The organism is Actinoallomurus sp. NPDC052308 (assembly GCF_040679195.1).
Classification (GTDB): Bacteria; Actinomycetota; Actinomycetes; order Streptosporangiales; family Streptosporangiaceae; genus Actinoallomurus; species Actinoallomurus liliacearum.
Map to the genome: position 1 here is coordinate 98,491 of NZ_JBFAUM010000021.1, position 15,137 is coordinate 113,627.

The 15,137-nt window shown below is 69.0% G+C and carries 16 protein-coding genes; 7 read left to right on the forward strand and 9 right to left on the reverse strand.

Annotated elements, in window-relative coordinates; all coding sequences use genetic code 11:
• Positions 1 to 2 precede the first annotated feature (2 nt).
• Both AB0L00_RS34285 and AB0L00_RS34290 read left to right on the forward strand, forming a co-directional pair.
• The gene (locus AB0L00_RS34285; RefSeq protein ID WP_345357971.1) at positions 3 to 752 is read left to right on the forward strand and encodes a rhomboid family intramembrane serine protease; all 750 of its coding nucleotides are present in this window, start codon (positions 3 to 5) and stop codon (positions 750 to 752) included.
• Positions 753 to 836: 84 nt separating this feature from the next.
• Positions 837 to 1,124, forward strand: a complete 288-nt coding sequence (locus AB0L00_RS34290) for an Lrp/AsnC ligand binding domain-containing protein (RefSeq protein ID WP_345357968.1) — start codon at positions 837 to 839, stop codon at positions 1,122 to 1,124.
• A 173-nt stretch (positions 1,125 to 1,297) separates the two neighbouring features.
• Here AB0L00_RS34290 and AB0L00_RS34295 read toward each other — a convergent pair whose 3' ends face one another.
• From AB0L00_RS34295 to AB0L00_RS34310, 4 genes are read right to left on the reverse strand one after another with little or no spacing between them, the layout of a single operon-like run.
• Positions 1,298 to 2,974: a ubiquinol-cytochrome c reductase cytochrome b subunit gene (locus AB0L00_RS34295; RefSeq protein ID WP_364441348.1), complete on the reverse strand. Its 1,677-nt coding sequence runs from the start codon at positions 2,972 to 2,974 to the stop codon at positions 1,298 to 1,300.
• Positions 2,975 to 3,023: 49 nt separating this feature from the next.
• Entirely contained in the window at positions 3,024 to 4,088 is a 1,065-nt protein-coding gene (locus tag AB0L00_RS34300) for a Rieske 2Fe-2S domain-containing protein (RefSeq protein ID WP_364441350.1), read from the reverse strand.
• A complete protein-coding gene (locus AB0L00_RS34305) occupies positions 4,081 to 4,893 on the reverse strand; it encodes a c-type cytochrome (RefSeq protein ID WP_364441353.1) in 813 nt (270 codons plus the stop codon). Before AB0L00_RS34305 ends, AB0L00_RS34300 begins: the two co-directional genes overlap by 8 nt.
• Before the next feature lie 22 nt (positions 4,894 to 4,915).
• Positions 4,916 to 5,575: a heme-copper oxidase subunit III gene (locus AB0L00_RS34310; protein ID WP_345357956.1), complete on the reverse strand. Its 660-nt coding sequence runs from the start codon at positions 5,573 to 5,575 to the stop codon at positions 4,916 to 4,918.
• 168 nt (positions 5,576 to 5,743) lie between these two features.
• On the opposite strand from AB0L00_RS34310, the gene AB0L00_RS34315 reads away from it, so the two are divergent.
• Together AB0L00_RS34315 and trpD are read left to right on the forward strand one after the other, a co-directional pair.
• Positions 5,744 to 6,181, forward strand: coding sequence for a hypothetical protein (locus AB0L00_RS34315; protein ID WP_364441354.1), 438 nt, complete (start codon positions 5,744 to 5,746; stop codon positions 6,179 to 6,181).
• Between the two features lie 43 nt (positions 6,182 to 6,224).
• The gene (gene trpD / locus AB0L00_RS34320; RefSeq protein WP_364441355.1) at positions 6,225 to 7,274 is read left to right on the forward strand and encodes an anthranilate phosphoribosyltransferase; all 1,050 of its coding nucleotides are present in this window, start codon (positions 6,225 to 6,227) and stop codon (positions 7,272 to 7,274) included.
• A gap of 286 nt (positions 7,275 to 7,560) precedes the next feature.
• Here trpD and AB0L00_RS34325 read toward each other — a convergent pair whose 3' ends face one another.
• From AB0L00_RS34325 to coxB, 3 genes are read right to left on the reverse strand one after another with little or no spacing between them, the layout of a single operon-like run.
• Positions 7,561 to 7,956 carry a cytochrome c oxidase subunit 4 gene (locus AB0L00_RS34325; RefSeq protein WP_345357947.1) on the reverse strand — a complete coding sequence of 132 codons (396 nt, stop codon included), beginning with the start codon at positions 7,954 to 7,956 and terminating at the stop codon, positions 7,561 to 7,563.
• Between the two features lies 1 nt (position 7,957).
• Positions 7,958 to 9,634 (reverse strand): cytochrome c oxidase subunit I, encoded by a 1,677-nt coding sequence (ctaD, locus tag AB0L00_RS34330; protein WP_345357944.1) that lies wholly within the window; start codon positions 9,632 to 9,634, stop codon positions 7,958 to 7,960.
• On the reverse strand, positions 9,631 to 10,434 hold the full coding sequence (gene coxB / locus AB0L00_RS34335; RefSeq protein WP_345357941.1) for a cytochrome c oxidase subunit II: 804 nt from the start codon (positions 10,432 to 10,434) through the stop codon (positions 9,631 to 9,633). The genes ctaD and coxB overlap by 4 nt, the downstream gene beginning before the upstream one ends.
• Before the next feature lie 153 nt (positions 10,435 to 10,587).
• On the opposite strand from coxB, the gene AB0L00_RS34340 reads away from it, so the two are divergent.
• Positions 10,588 to 11,724: a cysteine desulfurase family protein gene (locus AB0L00_RS34340; protein WP_364441356.1), complete on the forward strand. Its 1,137-nt coding sequence runs from the start codon at positions 10,588 to 10,590 to the stop codon at positions 11,722 to 11,724.
• Positions 11,725 to 11,809: 85 nt separating this feature from the next.
• Positions 11,810 to 12,037, forward strand: coding sequence for a sulfurtransferase TusA family protein (locus AB0L00_RS34345; protein ID WP_364441409.1), 228 nt, complete (start codon positions 11,810 to 11,812; stop codon positions 12,035 to 12,037).
• A 221-nt stretch (positions 12,038 to 12,258) separates the two neighbouring features.
• Here AB0L00_RS34345 and AB0L00_RS34350 read toward each other — a convergent pair whose 3' ends face one another.
• A complete protein-coding gene (locus tag AB0L00_RS34350) occupies positions 12,259 to 13,224 on the reverse strand; it encodes a carbohydrate kinase family protein (protein WP_364441357.1) in 966 nt (321 codons plus the stop codon).
• Positions 13,225 to 13,390: 166 nt separating this feature from the next.
• Entirely contained in the window at positions 13,391 to 13,744 is a 354-nt protein-coding gene (locus AB0L00_RS34355; RefSeq protein ID WP_345357932.1) for an iron-sulfur cluster assembly accessory protein, read from the reverse strand.
• Between the two features lie 196 nt (positions 13,745 to 13,940).
• On the opposite strand from AB0L00_RS34355, the gene nadA reads away from it, so the two are divergent.
• Positions 13,941 to 15,092: a quinolinate synthase NadA gene (gene nadA, locus AB0L00_RS34360; protein ID WP_364441359.1), complete on the forward strand. Its 1,152-nt coding sequence runs from the start codon at positions 13,941 to 13,943 to the stop codon at positions 15,090 to 15,092.
• The last annotated feature ends 45 nt before the right edge of the window (positions 15,093 to 15,137 follow it).

The following is a 15,137-nucleotide window of genomic DNA, read 5'->3' on the forward strand; positions in this document are numbered from 1 at the left end:
GTGTGGCGCTGCCGCTGTACGACAACCAGCCGACGCGGCGCGCGCCTCTGGTCACCTACCTGCTGATCGCCGCCAACGTGGTCATCTTCCTGCTGTCGCCGATCGCCTCGATCGGCCACCACGACGAAGGCGTCGAACAGCGCCGGTGCGAGCAGGTGACGTTCCTGCTGAAGTACGGTGCCGTCCCGAAGGAGATGGTCTCGAACCGGCAGAGTCCGGTGCCGGAGGAGGTCGCCCACGTCTGCGCCCCGAAGCCGTTCCACAAGCGGCCGTGGCTCTCCGCGCTGTCGTCGATGTTCCTGCACGGCGGCGTCGCCCACATCCTCGGCAACATGGTGTACCTCTTCATCTTCGGCGCGGCGACCGAGGACCGCCTCGGACGGCTCCGGTTCCTGGTCTTCTACCTCCTGGTCGGCTACATCGCGGCGTACGGTTTCGCGATCACGTACCCCGGCTCCGACACCCCCCTGGTCGGCGCGTCGGGCGCCATCGCAGGCGTGCTCGGCTCCCACCTCGTGCTCTATCCGCGGTCGCGGACGATCGCGCTGATCCTGTCGATCTTCCCGTTCCGGCTGCCGTCCTGGACGCTGCTCGCCCAGTTCTTCGTGTTCCAGTGGCTCAGCCTCGGCGACAGCCAGAGCCAGACCGCGTACGTCGCGCACATCTACGGCTTCGTCGCCGGGGTGATCGTCGGCCTGCTCGTCCGGCGCGGCACCGTGGCCCGCAAGTCGGCCGCCCTCAGCTGGACGTAGCGGGCGCCATCCAGCACAGCCCGCTCCACTAGGCTTTGCGACGGGCGACCCGACATCGCGCGCAACCCACGCAGGAGGCATTCCGTGATCACCGCCATCGTGCTCATCAAGGCCGACGTCTCGCGCATCCCGGAGGTCGCCGAGATCATCGCCGGCCTCGACGGCGTGAGCGAGGTCTACTCGGTGACCGGGGAGTTCGACCTGGTCGCGCTGGTGCGCGTGCGGCAGTACGAGCAGATCGCGGATGTCATTCCCGGCGGCCTGAACAAGGTCGCCGGTGTGACGCACACCGAGACCCACATCGCCTTCCGCACGTACTCCCAGCACGACCTGGAGGCCGCGTTCGCCCTCGGCCTGCCGGACGGGGACTGACCAGGCCGGGGCGAGCGGCGCCGGCGAGTCCGCCCGTGCCCGCCCCGGCGATCACGCCGCGGCCCGCGTAGGCGAGTCGCCCCTCGTGCTCGGCGCCTCTCCTTCCAGAACACGCGGAACGGCCCGCCACCCGGAATCGGGTGGCGGGCCGTACTCGTGTGCGGGCGGCGGCGTCAGTGGTGGCTGATCGCCCTGCTGCCGCCGGTGCCGCCGGGCTCGACGCCGCCCGGCTGGAGGTCCTCCTCCGCGTGCGGGCTGGTGTCGTCGTGCCCCTCGTCGTGGCCGTCCACCGGGACGTCGTCGACGGTGAAGGCGCGGTTGAGGTTCTTGCGCAGCTTGCCCAGCGGGCCACGCGCGGACGGCGCGGGAACGCCGTTCTCGTCCTCGTCCTCGATCTCCAGCTCCGGCAGCGGCTTCTTGCCGGTGAGCACCGCCTTGTCCTCGTCGCGCGCCGGCTCGTGGACCTCGATGAACTCGCCGCTCGGCAGCCGCATGATGACGCCGGACTCGACACCGTGGTGCAGGATGTCCTGATCCTTGCGCTGCAGGCCGAGGCAGAGCCGCTTGGTGACGAAGTACGCGATGGCGGGGCCGATGAAGACGGCGAACCGGAAGAACCACGTCGTCGCGTACAGGGACACGTGGAACTTGTCGGCGAGGACGTCGTTACCGCCGGCCAGCCACAGCAGACCGTAGAAGGTGACCGCGGTCATGCCGACGGCGGTACGGAACGGGGCGTTCCGCGGCCGGTCGGCGATGTGGTGGATCCGCTTGTCGCCGGTGGCCCACTGCTCGATGAACGGCCACAGGGCCGCGCCGGTCATGATGAGCCCCAGTGGCACGAGCGCGGGAACGAGGACGTTCCACGAGACCGTGTGACCCCACAGGTTGGTCTCCCAGTTGGGCATGATGCGCAGCGAGCCCTCGAGGAAGCCCATGTAGAAGTCGGGCTGCGAGCCGGCCGTGATCGCGTCGGGCGTGTACGGGCCGAACAGCCAGATCGGGTTGATCTGGGCGAACGTTCCGAGCAGCGCGATGACCGCGAAGGTGAACATGAAGAAGGCACCGGCCTTGATCATGAACACCGGGTAGAACGGCTTGCCGATGACGTTCTTCTCCGCGCGGTTCTTGCCCGGGAACTGGGTGTGCCCCTGGTGCCAGAGGATCATGAAGTGCGCGCCGACCAGCGCCAGCAGGATGCCGGGGATCAGCAGGACGTGCACCGTGTACAGGCGCGGGATGAAGTCGTGACCCGGGAAGTCGCCGCCGAAGGCGAAGTAGAACAGGTACGTCCCGACCAGCGGGATCGACTGCATGACGCCCTGGGTGATCCGCAGACCGGTGCCGGAGAGCAGGTCGTCCGGCAGCGAGTAGCCGAACAGGCCCTCCAGCAGCGCCAGCGTGAACAGGCCCAGGCCGATCAGCCAGTTGACCTCGCGCGGCTTGCGGTACGCGCCGGTGAAGAAGACGCGCAGCATGTGCACCGTGAGCGAGGCCACGAACATGATCGCGGCCCAGTGGTGGATCTGCCGCATGAGCAGGCCACCGCGCACGTCGAAGCTGATGTTCAGCGTCGAGCTGTACGCCTCGCTCATGTGCACGCCGACGAGCTTGGTGTAGTGCCCGTTGTACACGACCTCGGACATGCTGGGCTTGAACCACAGCGTCAGGAACGTGCCCGTCGCGAGCAGGATGATGAAGGAGTAGAGCGCGATCTCCCCGAGCATGAACGACCAGTGGTCGGGGAAGACCTTCTTCATCTTGCCGCGGAGGAATCCCGCGGTGCCGAAGCGCTCGTCGAGGAAGCCGATCGCGCCGTCGACCGCCTTCGGGGGTGCTTGCGTCGTCATTGGTCGCTCACCGATCCTCGCTCATCGAATCGGTCGCCGATGAGGGTTGTCATGCCTTGGGCCTCCCCCGCTCCCAGAAACTGGGTCCGACCGGCTCGTGGAAGTCGCTCGTCGCGATGAGGTAGCCCTCGGAGTCGACGCCGATGGGCAGCTGCGGCAGCGGCCGGGCCGCCGGACCGAAGATGACCTTGGCGGCGTCGAGCGCGTCGAACGTCGACTGGTGGCAGGGGCACAGGATGTGGTGCGTCGTCTGCTCGTACAGCGCGGCCGGGCAGCCGACGTGCGTGCAGATCTTGGAGTAGGCGATGATGCCGCCGACGTTCCAGTTCTCCCGGCCCTTCTTGACCTTGAGCTGGTCCTCCGGAACGTTGATCAGCAGCACCGTGGCCTTGGCGAGCTCGTCGAGGTTGTCCTCGGCGCCCTCCGGGATGACGGTGATGATGCCGCCCGGGGAGTTGAAGTCGGACGGCTTCAGCGGCTGGCCGGTGCCGTCGACGACGAGCCGGGTGCCCTTCTTCCACGAGGTGTGGCGGAGCTTCTTCTCCGGCAGCGGGCCCAGGTCGCGCAGCAGGATCAGCGGGAGCAGACCCAGCGGCGCGGAGGCCAGCAGCAGCGAGCGGCGCAGCAGCGGCCGCTTGGTGATGCCGCTCTCCTCGGCGCCCTGGAGGAAGTACTCGTTGAAGACCTGCCGGTCCTCGGCCGGCGACTCCAGGTCGTGCCGCTCCTGGATGATCTCCTTGGTCGTCATCAGGTGACGAACCCAGATCGTCATGCCGACGGCCATGCCGAGGAAGATCACCGTGAGCGCGCTGCCCAGGGCGTAGTTCGAGTGCATCGCGCGGACGATGTCGTCGTTGCCGACGTGGCCGGGCCACACGGCGTAGAAGACGATGAACGCGACGCCCGCGAGGAAGGTCAGGAAGAAGAAGAACGCCGCCGCACGCTCGGCCTTGCGCGCCTTCACCGGATCCAGCTTGTACCCGGTGCTCTCCCCGCCGTCACCCTCGGACGGCAGCAGGTCATGGCTCTGCACCTGCGCCGGAGTTCCGATGACGCGCTTGGGCGCCCGCTCCTCTTCGGAGGGCGCTCCGTGAGTCTCGTTGGTCTCAGACATTGTGCTTCTTCTTGGGCTTCCTGGCGGTGATCCACATCGCCGCGATGACGATCAGTCCGAGTCCGACCAGCCAGCCGGCCAGGCCCTCGGCCACCGGGCCGACCCGGCCGAGACCGTTGCCGCCGGGGTTCGGCTCGCTGCGGGTCTGGGTGACGTACGCGATGACCGCCCGCTTCTGCGCCGGCGTCAGCGTGGTGTCGTTGAAGACCGGCATGGCCTGCGGACCGGTGAGCATGGCCTCGTAGATCTGCTCGGGCGTCGCCTTGGTCAGCGGCGGGGCGTACTTGCCTCCGGTCAGTGCCCCACCGGAACCGGCGAAGTTGTGGCACTGCGCGCAGTTCGCCCGGAAGAGCTTGCCGCCCATGGCCGCATCGCCGCTCGCCGGGTCGACCTGGTCCTTCGACGGGATCGCGGGGCCGCCGCCGAGGGAGGCGATGTACGCGGCGATCTGACGCGTCTGCTCCTCGTTGAAGACCGGCTTCTTGCGCGGAATCTGCGCGCCGAGGTTCATGGCGGGCATCCGCCCGGTGCTGACCTGGAAGTCGACCGAGGCCGCGCCGACGCCGAGCAGGCTGGGGGCGTTCTTCGTACCCTCGGCGTTGGCTCCGTGGCAGCTCGAGCAGGCCTGGTTGAACAGCTGCTTGCCCTTGGCCACGTCCTGGTCCGACGCCGCCGCGGCGGCCGCCTGTGCTCGGTCAGTGCGCGGCGAAACACCGGCGTAGGCGACGCCGATGATCGCGAGCGCGGCCAGCACAACGGCGTAGCCCGCCCACGGGCGCCGTCGCCATGCGGTGATCCATTTCACGGAAGAGATCCCTCGTTCTGGGTCAGGTGAAGATCTTGTCGATCCCGTAGATGGTGAAGAACAGCCCCACCCAGACCGCATCGACAAAGTGCCAGTAGTAGGACACGACGATGGCGCTCGTCGCCTGCTCATGTGTCCAGCGCTTCGCGGCGTACGTGCGTCCCAGCATGAAGATGAACGCGATCAGTCCACCGGTCACGTGCAGGCCGTGGAAGCCCGTGGTCAGGTAGAAGACCGAGCCGTACGCGCTGCTGGAGATCGTCGTGCCCTCGTGAATGAGACTGCGGTACTCATTCAGCTGGCCGGCCACGAAGACCGCGCCCATGAGGAAGGACAGGACGTACCACTCGCGCAGACCCCAGCGCTTGAGGTTGAAGATCGACCCCAGGCGCCTGACCTGACCCCGTTCCGCGGCGAACACGCCCATCTGGCAGGTCACACTGGACATCAGCAGGATGAAGGTGTTGGCCGAGGCGTACGGGATGTCCAAGTGGGCCTGGGGCCACGCGCCGCCGTCCCCCTTGGTCACCGACCGGATGGTGAAGTACATCGCGAACAGCGCCGCGAAGAACATGAGCTCAGACGACAGCCACACGATCGTGCCCACGCTTACGAGGTTGGGCCGGTTGGCGTGGGACCGGGGTGCCGTTTCTGTCGCGGTTGCTGTTGCCACGGGCAGCATTATTGCGGCACCTGCCCGCGCTCCGTGCAGGACCCCCCTGTAGAGGCGATTCGCCTCCTCACAGCACGTCGCCCGCGCCCCGGACGGACGGCCCTACCCGCCGCCCCGCGCCATCTCCCGGTAGCATCGGGCACGTATCACGCGACCACGTAACCCATGGATGAGCCGATGAGCACCGAAGAGACCATGAAGGTCCTCGTTTACAGCGACGACGCGAACACCCGCAACGAGGTGCGACTCGCGATCGGCCGCCGCCCCGCGCCCGGCCTGCCGAAGGTCGAGTTCGTCGAGGTCGCGACGGAGCCCGCGGTTTTCGTCCACCTCGACAGGGGCGACATCGACGTGGTGATCCTCGACGGCGAGGCGCGCCCGGCCGGCGGCATGGGCATCTGCCGGCAGGCCAAGGACGAGATCTACCACTGCCCGCCGATCATGGTCATCATCGCCCGCCGCGACGACGGCTGGCTGGCGACCTGGTCCCGCGCCGACGCCGTGGCCTCCCAGCCGATCGACCCGGTCGCGCTGGCCGAGGGCGTCGCCGACCTGATGCGCCGCCGCCTGGAAGGGCGCGTCGGCGACTCCGAGCCCCGCCTGTCCGTCCAGTAGCCGTCCGCCGCCGCGGACGCCGGCGTACCCCGAAGAGGCACCCATGGACCCGCGTACGACGTGGCCCGCGCTCCTCAACGCGCTGATCGACGGCGAGTCGCTGTCATCGGACGAGACCGCCTGGGCGATGAACGAGATCATGTCCGGTCAGGCGACCGACGTGCAGATCGCCGGTTTCGCGGTCGCGCTGCGGGCCAAGGGCGAGACCGTCGCCGAGGTCGCGGGGCTCGCCGAGGGCATGCTCGGACACGCGCGGCCCATCACCGTGCCCGGGCGCGCGGTCGACCTCGTCGGCACCGGCGGGGACCGCGCGCACACCGTCAACGTCTCCACCATGGGCGCGATCGTCGCCGCCTCCGTCGGCGCGCGCATGGTCAAGCACGGCAACCGTGCCGCGTCGTCGTCCTGCGGCGCCGCGGACCTGCTCGAGGAGCTCGGCGTCGTCATCGACCTGCCGCCGGAGGCGACGGCGCGGGTCGCCGACGAGGTCGGCATCACGTTCTGCTTCGCGCCGCTCTACCACTCCGCGCTCAAGTACGCCTCGAAGACGCGGGCCGAGCTGCGGGTGCCGACGGTGTTCAACTTCCTCGGGCCGCTCACCAACCCGGCCCGGCCCTCCGCTCAGGCGGTGGGCGTGTTCCACCCGCGCATGGCGGGGATCATGGCCGGCGTGTTCGCCGAGCGCGGCTGCTCGTCGCTGGTGTTCCGCGGCGACGACGGGCTCGACGAGCTGACCACCACCTCCACGTCGGTCATCTGGGTGGTCCGCGACGGCACCGCCACCGAGACCGTCTTCGACCCGGCCGACCTCGGCATCCCCCGCGCCACCCCGGACGACCTGCGCGGCGCCGACGCCACGCACAACGCCCGCGTGGCCCACGCGGTGCTGGGCGGGGAGCGCGGCCCGGTGCGCGACATCGTGGCCCTCAACGCCGCAGCGGCGCTCGTGGCGGCGGAGGGCGCCCCTCAGGCCGACGCGCTGACCGAGACCCTCGCGGCGGCGTACGCCCGCGCCCTGGAGGCCATCGACTCCGGTGCGGCCGCCGCCCTGCTGGACCGCTGGATCGCCGCCACCCGCCGCCACGCGGCCTGAGGCCCACCGCGCCGCCTGTATTCCGCGGCGAGCCACGACGCACGCCGTCGGCCGCCCGGACCGCGCCCTGCCCGCCCCGCGCCGCGACCCGGCCTAAGGCGCGGGTGCGGGCTCTCAGTGCGTGCGCGGAATGCTCGGTGAACGTCGCGCGCCCGACCGCGCACGTGGGGCGAAGCCCGGCCAAACCGGGCGGGCCGCCGTGGTGTTCGCCGAGACTTCTGTACGGCCCAGGACATACGGAAGGCCGGCACCACCTGCGCGGTGCCGGCCTTCCGTTACCTCTGCCTCAGTGCGAGAAGTGGCCTCGGTAGTACTCGAAGACGAACCCGATCGCCGCGAGGACGACCCCGAGCATCCCGATGAGCAGCAGCCACCAGCCGAACACGGCGCCGAGCGCGGCCGTCGCGGCGGCGAGCGCCGTGAACAGCGGCCACCAGCTGTGCGGGCTGAAGAATCCGAGCTCACCGGCGCCCTCGGCGATGTCGGCGTCCTTGTCGTCCTCCGGCCGCGGGTCGATCCGCCGGCCGGTGAACAGCAGGTAGAAACCGGTGAGGCCCGCCAGGCCGATGGTCAGCGCCAGCGCCGTCGTACCGGTCGGGTCGTGCGACCACAGCCAGTAGATGGCGTCCATCACCGCGAAGAACAGGGCGCAGAAGACGAACAGGTAACCCTCGATCTTCATGTCAGTCCTCCTTCCCGGCTCCGGCCGTCACCGCGGCCTGGTCCGTGTGCGGGTAGTGCAGATCGAACGCCGGGCGCTCCGACCGGATCCGCGGAATCGAGGTGAAGTTGTGCCGCGGCGGCGGGCAGGACGTCGCCCACTCGAGCGAGTTGCCGAAGCCCCACGGGTCGTCGACGTTCACCCGCTTGCCGCTCTTCGCCGTGATGAAGACGTTCCACAGGAACGGGATCATCGACACTGCGAGGATGAACGCGCCGATGGTCGAGACGACGTTCAGCGCGGTGAACTGCTTGGCGTAGTCCGGGACACGCCGCTGCATGCCCTCCGCGCCGAGCCAGTGCTGGACCAGGAAGGTGGTGTGGAAGCCGATGAACAGCAGCCAGAAGTGGATCTTCCCGAGGGTCTCGTTGAGCATCTTCCCCGTCATCTTGGGCCACCAGAAGTAGAAGCCCGCGAACATCGCGAAGACCACGGTGCCGAACAGCACGTAGTGGAAGTGCGCGACGACGAAGTAAGAGTCGTTGAGCTGGAAGTCCAGCGGCGGCGAGGCCAGGATGATGCCGGTCAGGCCACCGAACAGGAACGTCACCAGGAAGCCGATCGACCAGAGCATCGGCGTCTCGAACGTCAGGTGCCCGCGCCAGATCGTGCCGACCCAGTTGAAGAACTTCACACCGGTCGGGACCGCGATCAGGAACGTCATGAACGAGAAGAACGGCAGCAGCACCTGGCCGGTGGGGAACATGTGGTGCGCCCACACGGTCACGGACAGGCCCGCGATCGCGATGGTGGCGCCGACCAGGCCGATGTAACCGAACACCGGCTTGCGGCTGAACACCGGCAGGATCTCGGTGATGATGCCGAAGAACGGCAGCGCGACGATGTAGACCTCTGGATGGCCGAAGAACCAGAACAGGTGCTGCCAGAGCATCGCACCGCCGGTGGCCGGGTCGAACACGTGCGCGCCGAGCTTACGGTCGGCCTCCAGGGCCAGCAGCGCGGCGGCGAGGACCGGGAACGCCATCAGCACGAGGATGGAGGTCAGCAGGATGTTCCACGTGAAGATCGGCATCCGGAACATCGTCATGCCCGGCGCCCGCATGCAGAAGATCGTCGTGATGAAGTTGACGCCACCGAGGATCGTGCCGAGGCCGGAGAGCGTCAGACCCATGATCCACAGGTCGCCTCCGACCTCCGGGGACCGGACGATGTCCGAGAGCGGGGTGTAGGCGTACCAGCCGAAGCTGGCGGCGCCGCCCGGCGTGAGGAATCCGATGAGCGTGATGCTGCTACCGAACAGGAAGAAGTAGAAGCTCAGCATGTTCATGCGCGGGAACGCCACGTCCGGCGATCCGATCTGCAACGGCATGATGACGTTGCCGAAGCCGATGAACAGCGGCGTCGCGAACATCAGCAGCATGATCGTGCCGTGCATGGTGAACAGCTGGTTGAACTGCTCGTTGCTCAGGAACTGCAGGCCCGGCTTGGCCAGCTCGCTGCGCATGAGCAGCGCCATGATGCCGCCGATGCCGAAGAACACGAACGACGTGATCAGGTACATGTACCCGATCACCTTGTGGTCCGTGGACGTGAGCCACGACACGAGGACGCGGCCCTTGCTCGGCCGCGGCCGGAACGCCGGCGCGGAGGGGGTGGAATGAGTGATGGTCGTGGTCACTGAGCGCTCCCGCTCGCCTGGTGGCTCGAGATGAACTGCTGGAACTCCTGCGGCGTGACGATCTTCACCTGGAAGAGCATCCGGCTGTGGTCGACGCCGCAGAACTCAGCGCAGCGTCCCTCGAACGTCCCCGTCTTGGTCGGGGTGACCTCGAAGTCCTGTCCGCTGCGGGCACCGGGAAGGATGTCCCGCTTGAAAATGAACGAAGGGACCCAGAAGGAGTGGATGACGTCCGTCGAGACCAGGTGGAAGCGTACCCGCTGCCCGACCGGGATGACGAGGACGGGCTTGTTGGTGGCGTCGGGGCTCGTGGGCTGACCGACGATCGGCTTCGTGTGGTACTGCGGGTAGTCGAACTGCCAGCTCCACTGGAAGGCGGTCACGTTGACCTGCGTGACCTGGCCCGGATCGTTCGTCTTGCTGACCTTGTTGAGATACGTCTCGTCGCGCGCGGTGAAGTAGAACAGCACCGCGATGATGATGAACGGCACGACGGTGTAAAGCATCTCGATCGGCAGGTTGTACCGGACCTGTGGCGGCAGCTGGTCAGAACGCTTGCGGTGGAACAGCACCGCCCAGATGATCAGCCCCCACACGAGCGCACCGACGACGAACGCCGCGATCCATGACCCCTGCCACAGGGTCACGACGCGCTTGGCCTGCTCGGTCACCGGTGTCGGCAGACCGAGACGCTTGCCTTGGCCTGAGCACGCCGTCGTGGCGAGCGCCAACATGGAGAGCACCACGGCGCCCTGCAGCATGCGTCGCCGCGGGCTCGGCGCTCCAGTGCGCACGTGCATGTGCCGCTTCCTACGGCGGGTCGGACTCACGGATTGCCTTCCCACGATGAAGCCCGAATCTCCGGGCGATCAGTTCGATGTTCACGCTTGTCGACCAAACATTAGCGTGAGGGTCGCGGACACCCACTTGGGACCCCCATTAGTGTCTTCTTCGTGGCCTACTTCGATGCGGCGTCCACCGAATCCCTGCATCCGGCGGCCCGGGACGCCCTTGTCTCCGCGCTGGACGGCGGCTGGGCCGACCCGCAGCGGCTCTACGGCGACGCGCGGCGCGCCCGGCTGCTGCTCGACCAGGCCAGAGCCAAGGTCGCCGTCGCGTTCGGCGTGCGCCCCGACGAGACGTACTTCACCTCCTCCGGCACCCAGGCGGTGCACCTGGCGATGCTGGGCGCCCTGTCGGCCCGCCGCCGGACCGGCCGCCACCTGGTGGTCGGCGCCGTCGAGCACTCCAGCGTCCTGCACACCGCGGCGCTGCACGAGCGCGAGGGCGGGAAGGTGACCACGGTCGGCGTGGACCGTACGGGCCGGGTCGACCCGGAGGAGTTCGCGGCGGCGCTGCGCCCCGACACGGCACTGGCCTGCCTGCAGTCCGCGAACCACGAGGTCGGCACGCTGCAGCCGGTCGCGGAGGTGGCCGAGGCGTGCCGCGCGGCGCGCGTCCCGTTGTTCGTCGACGCCGCGCAGTCCGCCGGCCGGATCGAGGTGCCCACCGGCTGGTCGCTGCTCGCCGCCAGCGCCCACAAGTGGGGCGGGCCGCCGGGCGTCGGCGTCCTCGTCATCCGGAAGAACACCCGGTGGCGGTCGCCGCTCCCGGAGGACGAGCGTGAGGGCCGCCGGGTCCCCGGGTTCGAGAACGTCCCCGGAGCCGTCGCCGCCGCCGCGGCGCTGGAGGCGTACGCGGCCGAGCTGGAACGCGACGGCCCGCGGCTGTCCTCGCTGGTCGACCGGATCCGCGACCGCGTGCCGCAACTCGTCGAGGACGTCGAGGTCATCGGCGACCCCGTACGCCGCCTGCCGCACCTGGTGACGTTCTCCTGTCTGTACGTCGAGGGCGAGGCGCTCCTCACCGAACTCGACCGGCTCGGTTTCGCCGTTTCTTCCGGCAGTTCCTGTACGGCCGATACGCTGCGTCCCAGCCACGTCCTGGAGGCGATGGGGGTGATTACCCACGGGAACGTCCGGGTATCGCTCCCTCGCGGAACCAGCGCGACCGACGTCGACCGTTTCCTCGCGGTTCTTCCCGGAGCCGTGGCCAGACTCCGCCGTACGGCGGGGGTGACCAGTCATTGAGTAGGGAGATGCGATGGGGCTGAGGCGCCGCCGGGCCGAGCGGGAGACGCCGCGGGAGGCGACGCCCCCGGCGTATCACGGGCCGCTGCCGGTCCTGACGATCGACGCGCTCGGCCGTAAGTGCCCCATCCCGATCATCATGCTCGCGGAGCGCATCGGCGAGGTGCCGGTCGGCCAGATCATCGCGGTGCAGGCCGACGACGTAGCCGCGCGCACCGACGTGCCCGCGTGGTGCCGGATGAAGTCCCAGGACTTCGTCCGCGAGGAGACCCTCCCCCGCGGCTGGGCCTTCCACGTACGCCGCACCTATTGAATGGCGCCCGCTCCGCGAGCGCGGTTCGCGGCGCCCAATGCGCCGTCTTCCCTCGTCGCTCCGGTCGCTACGCTCCCTGCGCTCCTCAGTCCAGACGGCGCGCGCCGCTCACGCTCTAGTTGCTGCGTTGCCGCCGCTCTTCAATCTCGATGGCGCGCGGCCGCTGACGGGTGAGCGCTCGCTCCGGCGAATGGCGGCGGAGCGAGCGCTTCGGGTACTGGTCAGAGGTGCTGGGCGACCTCGGCGGCGGCCTGCTCGCCGTACGCGTCGGCGAACCGCTCGACGAAGCGCTCGCCGTGGAGGGTGTACTCCTGCGGGCCGGCGACCTCCAGCGCGTGCGCCGCGATGAGGTTCCCGGTCTGCGCGGCGCGTTCGAGGGACAGTCCCCAGGCCAGCGCGGTCAGGAACCCGGCACGGAACGCGTCACCGACGCCCGTCGGCTCGACCTTCCGGACCTCCGGGGCCGCGTCGATGTGCAGGCTCGGCTCGCCGACGCGGTCGATGCGCACGCCCTTCGGGCCGAGCGTGGTGACGCGGACGCCGACGCGGGAGAGGATCTCCTCACTCGACCAGCCGCTCTTCTGCTCGCACAGCGACGCCTCGTACTCGTTGGTGAACAGGTACGCGGCGCCGTCGATGAGCTCCCGCACGTCGTCCATCCGGGCGAGCTGCTGCGACGGGTCCGCGGCGAACGGGATCCCCCGGGTGCGGCACTCCTCCGTGTGGCGGATCATCGCCTCGGGGTCGTCGGCGCCGATGAGGACCAGGTCGATGCCGCCGAGGCGCTCGGCGATCGGCTGCAGCTCGATCTGGCGGGCGTCGCTCATCGCGCCCGCGTAGAAGGAGGCGATCTGGTTGTGGTCCTGGTCGGTCGTGCACAGGAACCGGGCGGTGTGATGCAGGTCGGAGACGTGCACCGCGGACGTGTCCACGCCGTGCCGCTCCAGCCAGGAGCGGTAGTCGGCGAAGTCGTCGCCGACCGCGCCGACGAGGACCGGGCGCTGGCCGAGCAGGCCCATGCCGTAACAGATGTTGGCCGCCACGCCGCCGCGCCGGATCTCCAGCTCGTCGACGAGGAAGGAAAGGGACACGGTGTGCAGCTGGTCGGGGATGAGCTGGTCCGCGAACCGGCCCGGGAAACTCATCAGATGGTCGGTGGCGATGGAGCCGGCTACAGCGATGCGCACGACGTCGATCTCCTCGTCGGTTCGGCGGCCCCGTCATCACCGCGAGGCCGTCTCGAATGGCGGTCCAAACCCGGCAAGGGTACTGCGTCACCGGCCGCTGAAACGCCCGATGCCCGTGCCCGGGGTGGACCCGGTCACGGGCATCGTCGCGTGAAGCCCTAAAGGCTCAGTGGAACGAGTCGCCGCAGGCGCAGGAGCCGCTGGCGTTCGGGTTGTCGATCGTGAAGCCCTGCTTCTCGATGCTGTCGACGAAGTCGATCGTGGCGCCGGTGAGGTAGGGGACGCTCTTCCGCTCGACGCGCACGGCGAGGCCGTTGAAGTCCTGAACGAGGTCACCGTCCAGCTGGCGGTCATCGAAGTAAAGCTGGTAGATCAGGCCCGAGCACCCACCCGGCTGGACCTGCACACGCAGTGCGAGACCTTCTTCGCCCTGCTGGTCGAGCAGGCTCTTGGCCTTCTCCGCCGCGGCGTCCGTGAGGACGACGCCCTGCTGCGTGCCGGTCTCGGCTGGAACCGTCATGTGCTGACTCCCGATTGGCTCGGTCGCCTTGTGGCGGCCGTGGTGTTGTCGCTTGCCTCTCCGCACAACGTACCCGCTGCCCGGGGGCATTCCCCAATGGACCGGTTCTTTCACAGCCGCTCCCGGCGGCTTGACCGACGCCGCGTACGATGACGTATCGTCAAAGAGACGATAAGTCTGTCAAGGGAGCCTCCCAGTGACCATCGACATCGGCAGCCCCCTGCTGCTCCTCGGCCGCGGCGCCGACCCGGCGAGCGAGCGCGGGGTCTCCTGCCCGGGCGACCTGCCGCCCGCCTCCGACCCGGCCCTGGTCGAGCGGGCCCATGCCGCCAAGGCCGCCCTGGGCGAACGGCTGTTCGTGCTGGGCCACCACTACCAGCGCGACGAGGTCATCCAGTTCGCGGACGTCACGGGCGACTCCTTCAAGCTCGCCCAGGAGGCGGCGGCCCGGCCGCAGGCGCCGTACGTCGTCTTCTGCGGTGTGCACTTCATGGCCGAGTCCGCCGACATCCTGACCGGCGCGGACCAGCGGGTCATCCTGCCGGACCTGGCCGCCGGCTGCTCGATGGCCGACATGGCGACCTACGACCAGGTCGAGGAGTGCTGGGAGGTCCTGGAGGACGCGGGGATCGCCGACGACGTCGTGCCGATCACGTACATGAACTCCTCGGCCGACATCAAGGCCTTCGTCGGCCGGCACGGCGGCACCGTCTGCACGTCCTCCAATGCCCGCCGCGCCCTCGAGTGGGCGTTCTCCAAGGGCTCGAAGGTGCTGTTCCTGCCCGACCAGCACCTGGGCCGCAACACCGCCGTGCTGGAGATGGGCCTGGGACTGGACGACTGCGTGGTCTACAACCCGCACCGGCCGGACGGCGGGCTCGGCGCGGACGAGCTGCGGGCCGCCACGATGATCCTGTGGCGCGGGCACTGCTCGGTGCACGGGCGGTTCAGCAAGGAGTCCGTCGACGACGTACGGGCGCGCATCCCCGGCGTCAACGTGCTGGTGCACCCCGAGTGCCGCCACGAGGTCGTCAAGGAGGCCGACCACATCGGGTCGACGGAGTACATCATCCGCATGCTCGACCAGGCCCCGGCCGGGTCGGCGTGGGCCGTCGGCACGGAGCTCAACCTCGTGAAGCGACTCGCCGACCGGCATCCCGACAAGACGATCGTCTTCCTGGACAAGACCGTCTGCTTCTGCTCGACGATGAACCGCATCGACCTGCCGCACCTGGTCTGGTCGCTGGAGTCCCTGGCCCGGGGCGAGGTCGTCAACCAGATCACGGTCGACGAGGAGACCGCGCACTACGCCCGCGCCGCCCTCGACCAGATGCTCGCCCTCCCATAGCCGTCCGAACCCTGGCGGTCGCCGCCCTCGACCGGCGGCGTCCGC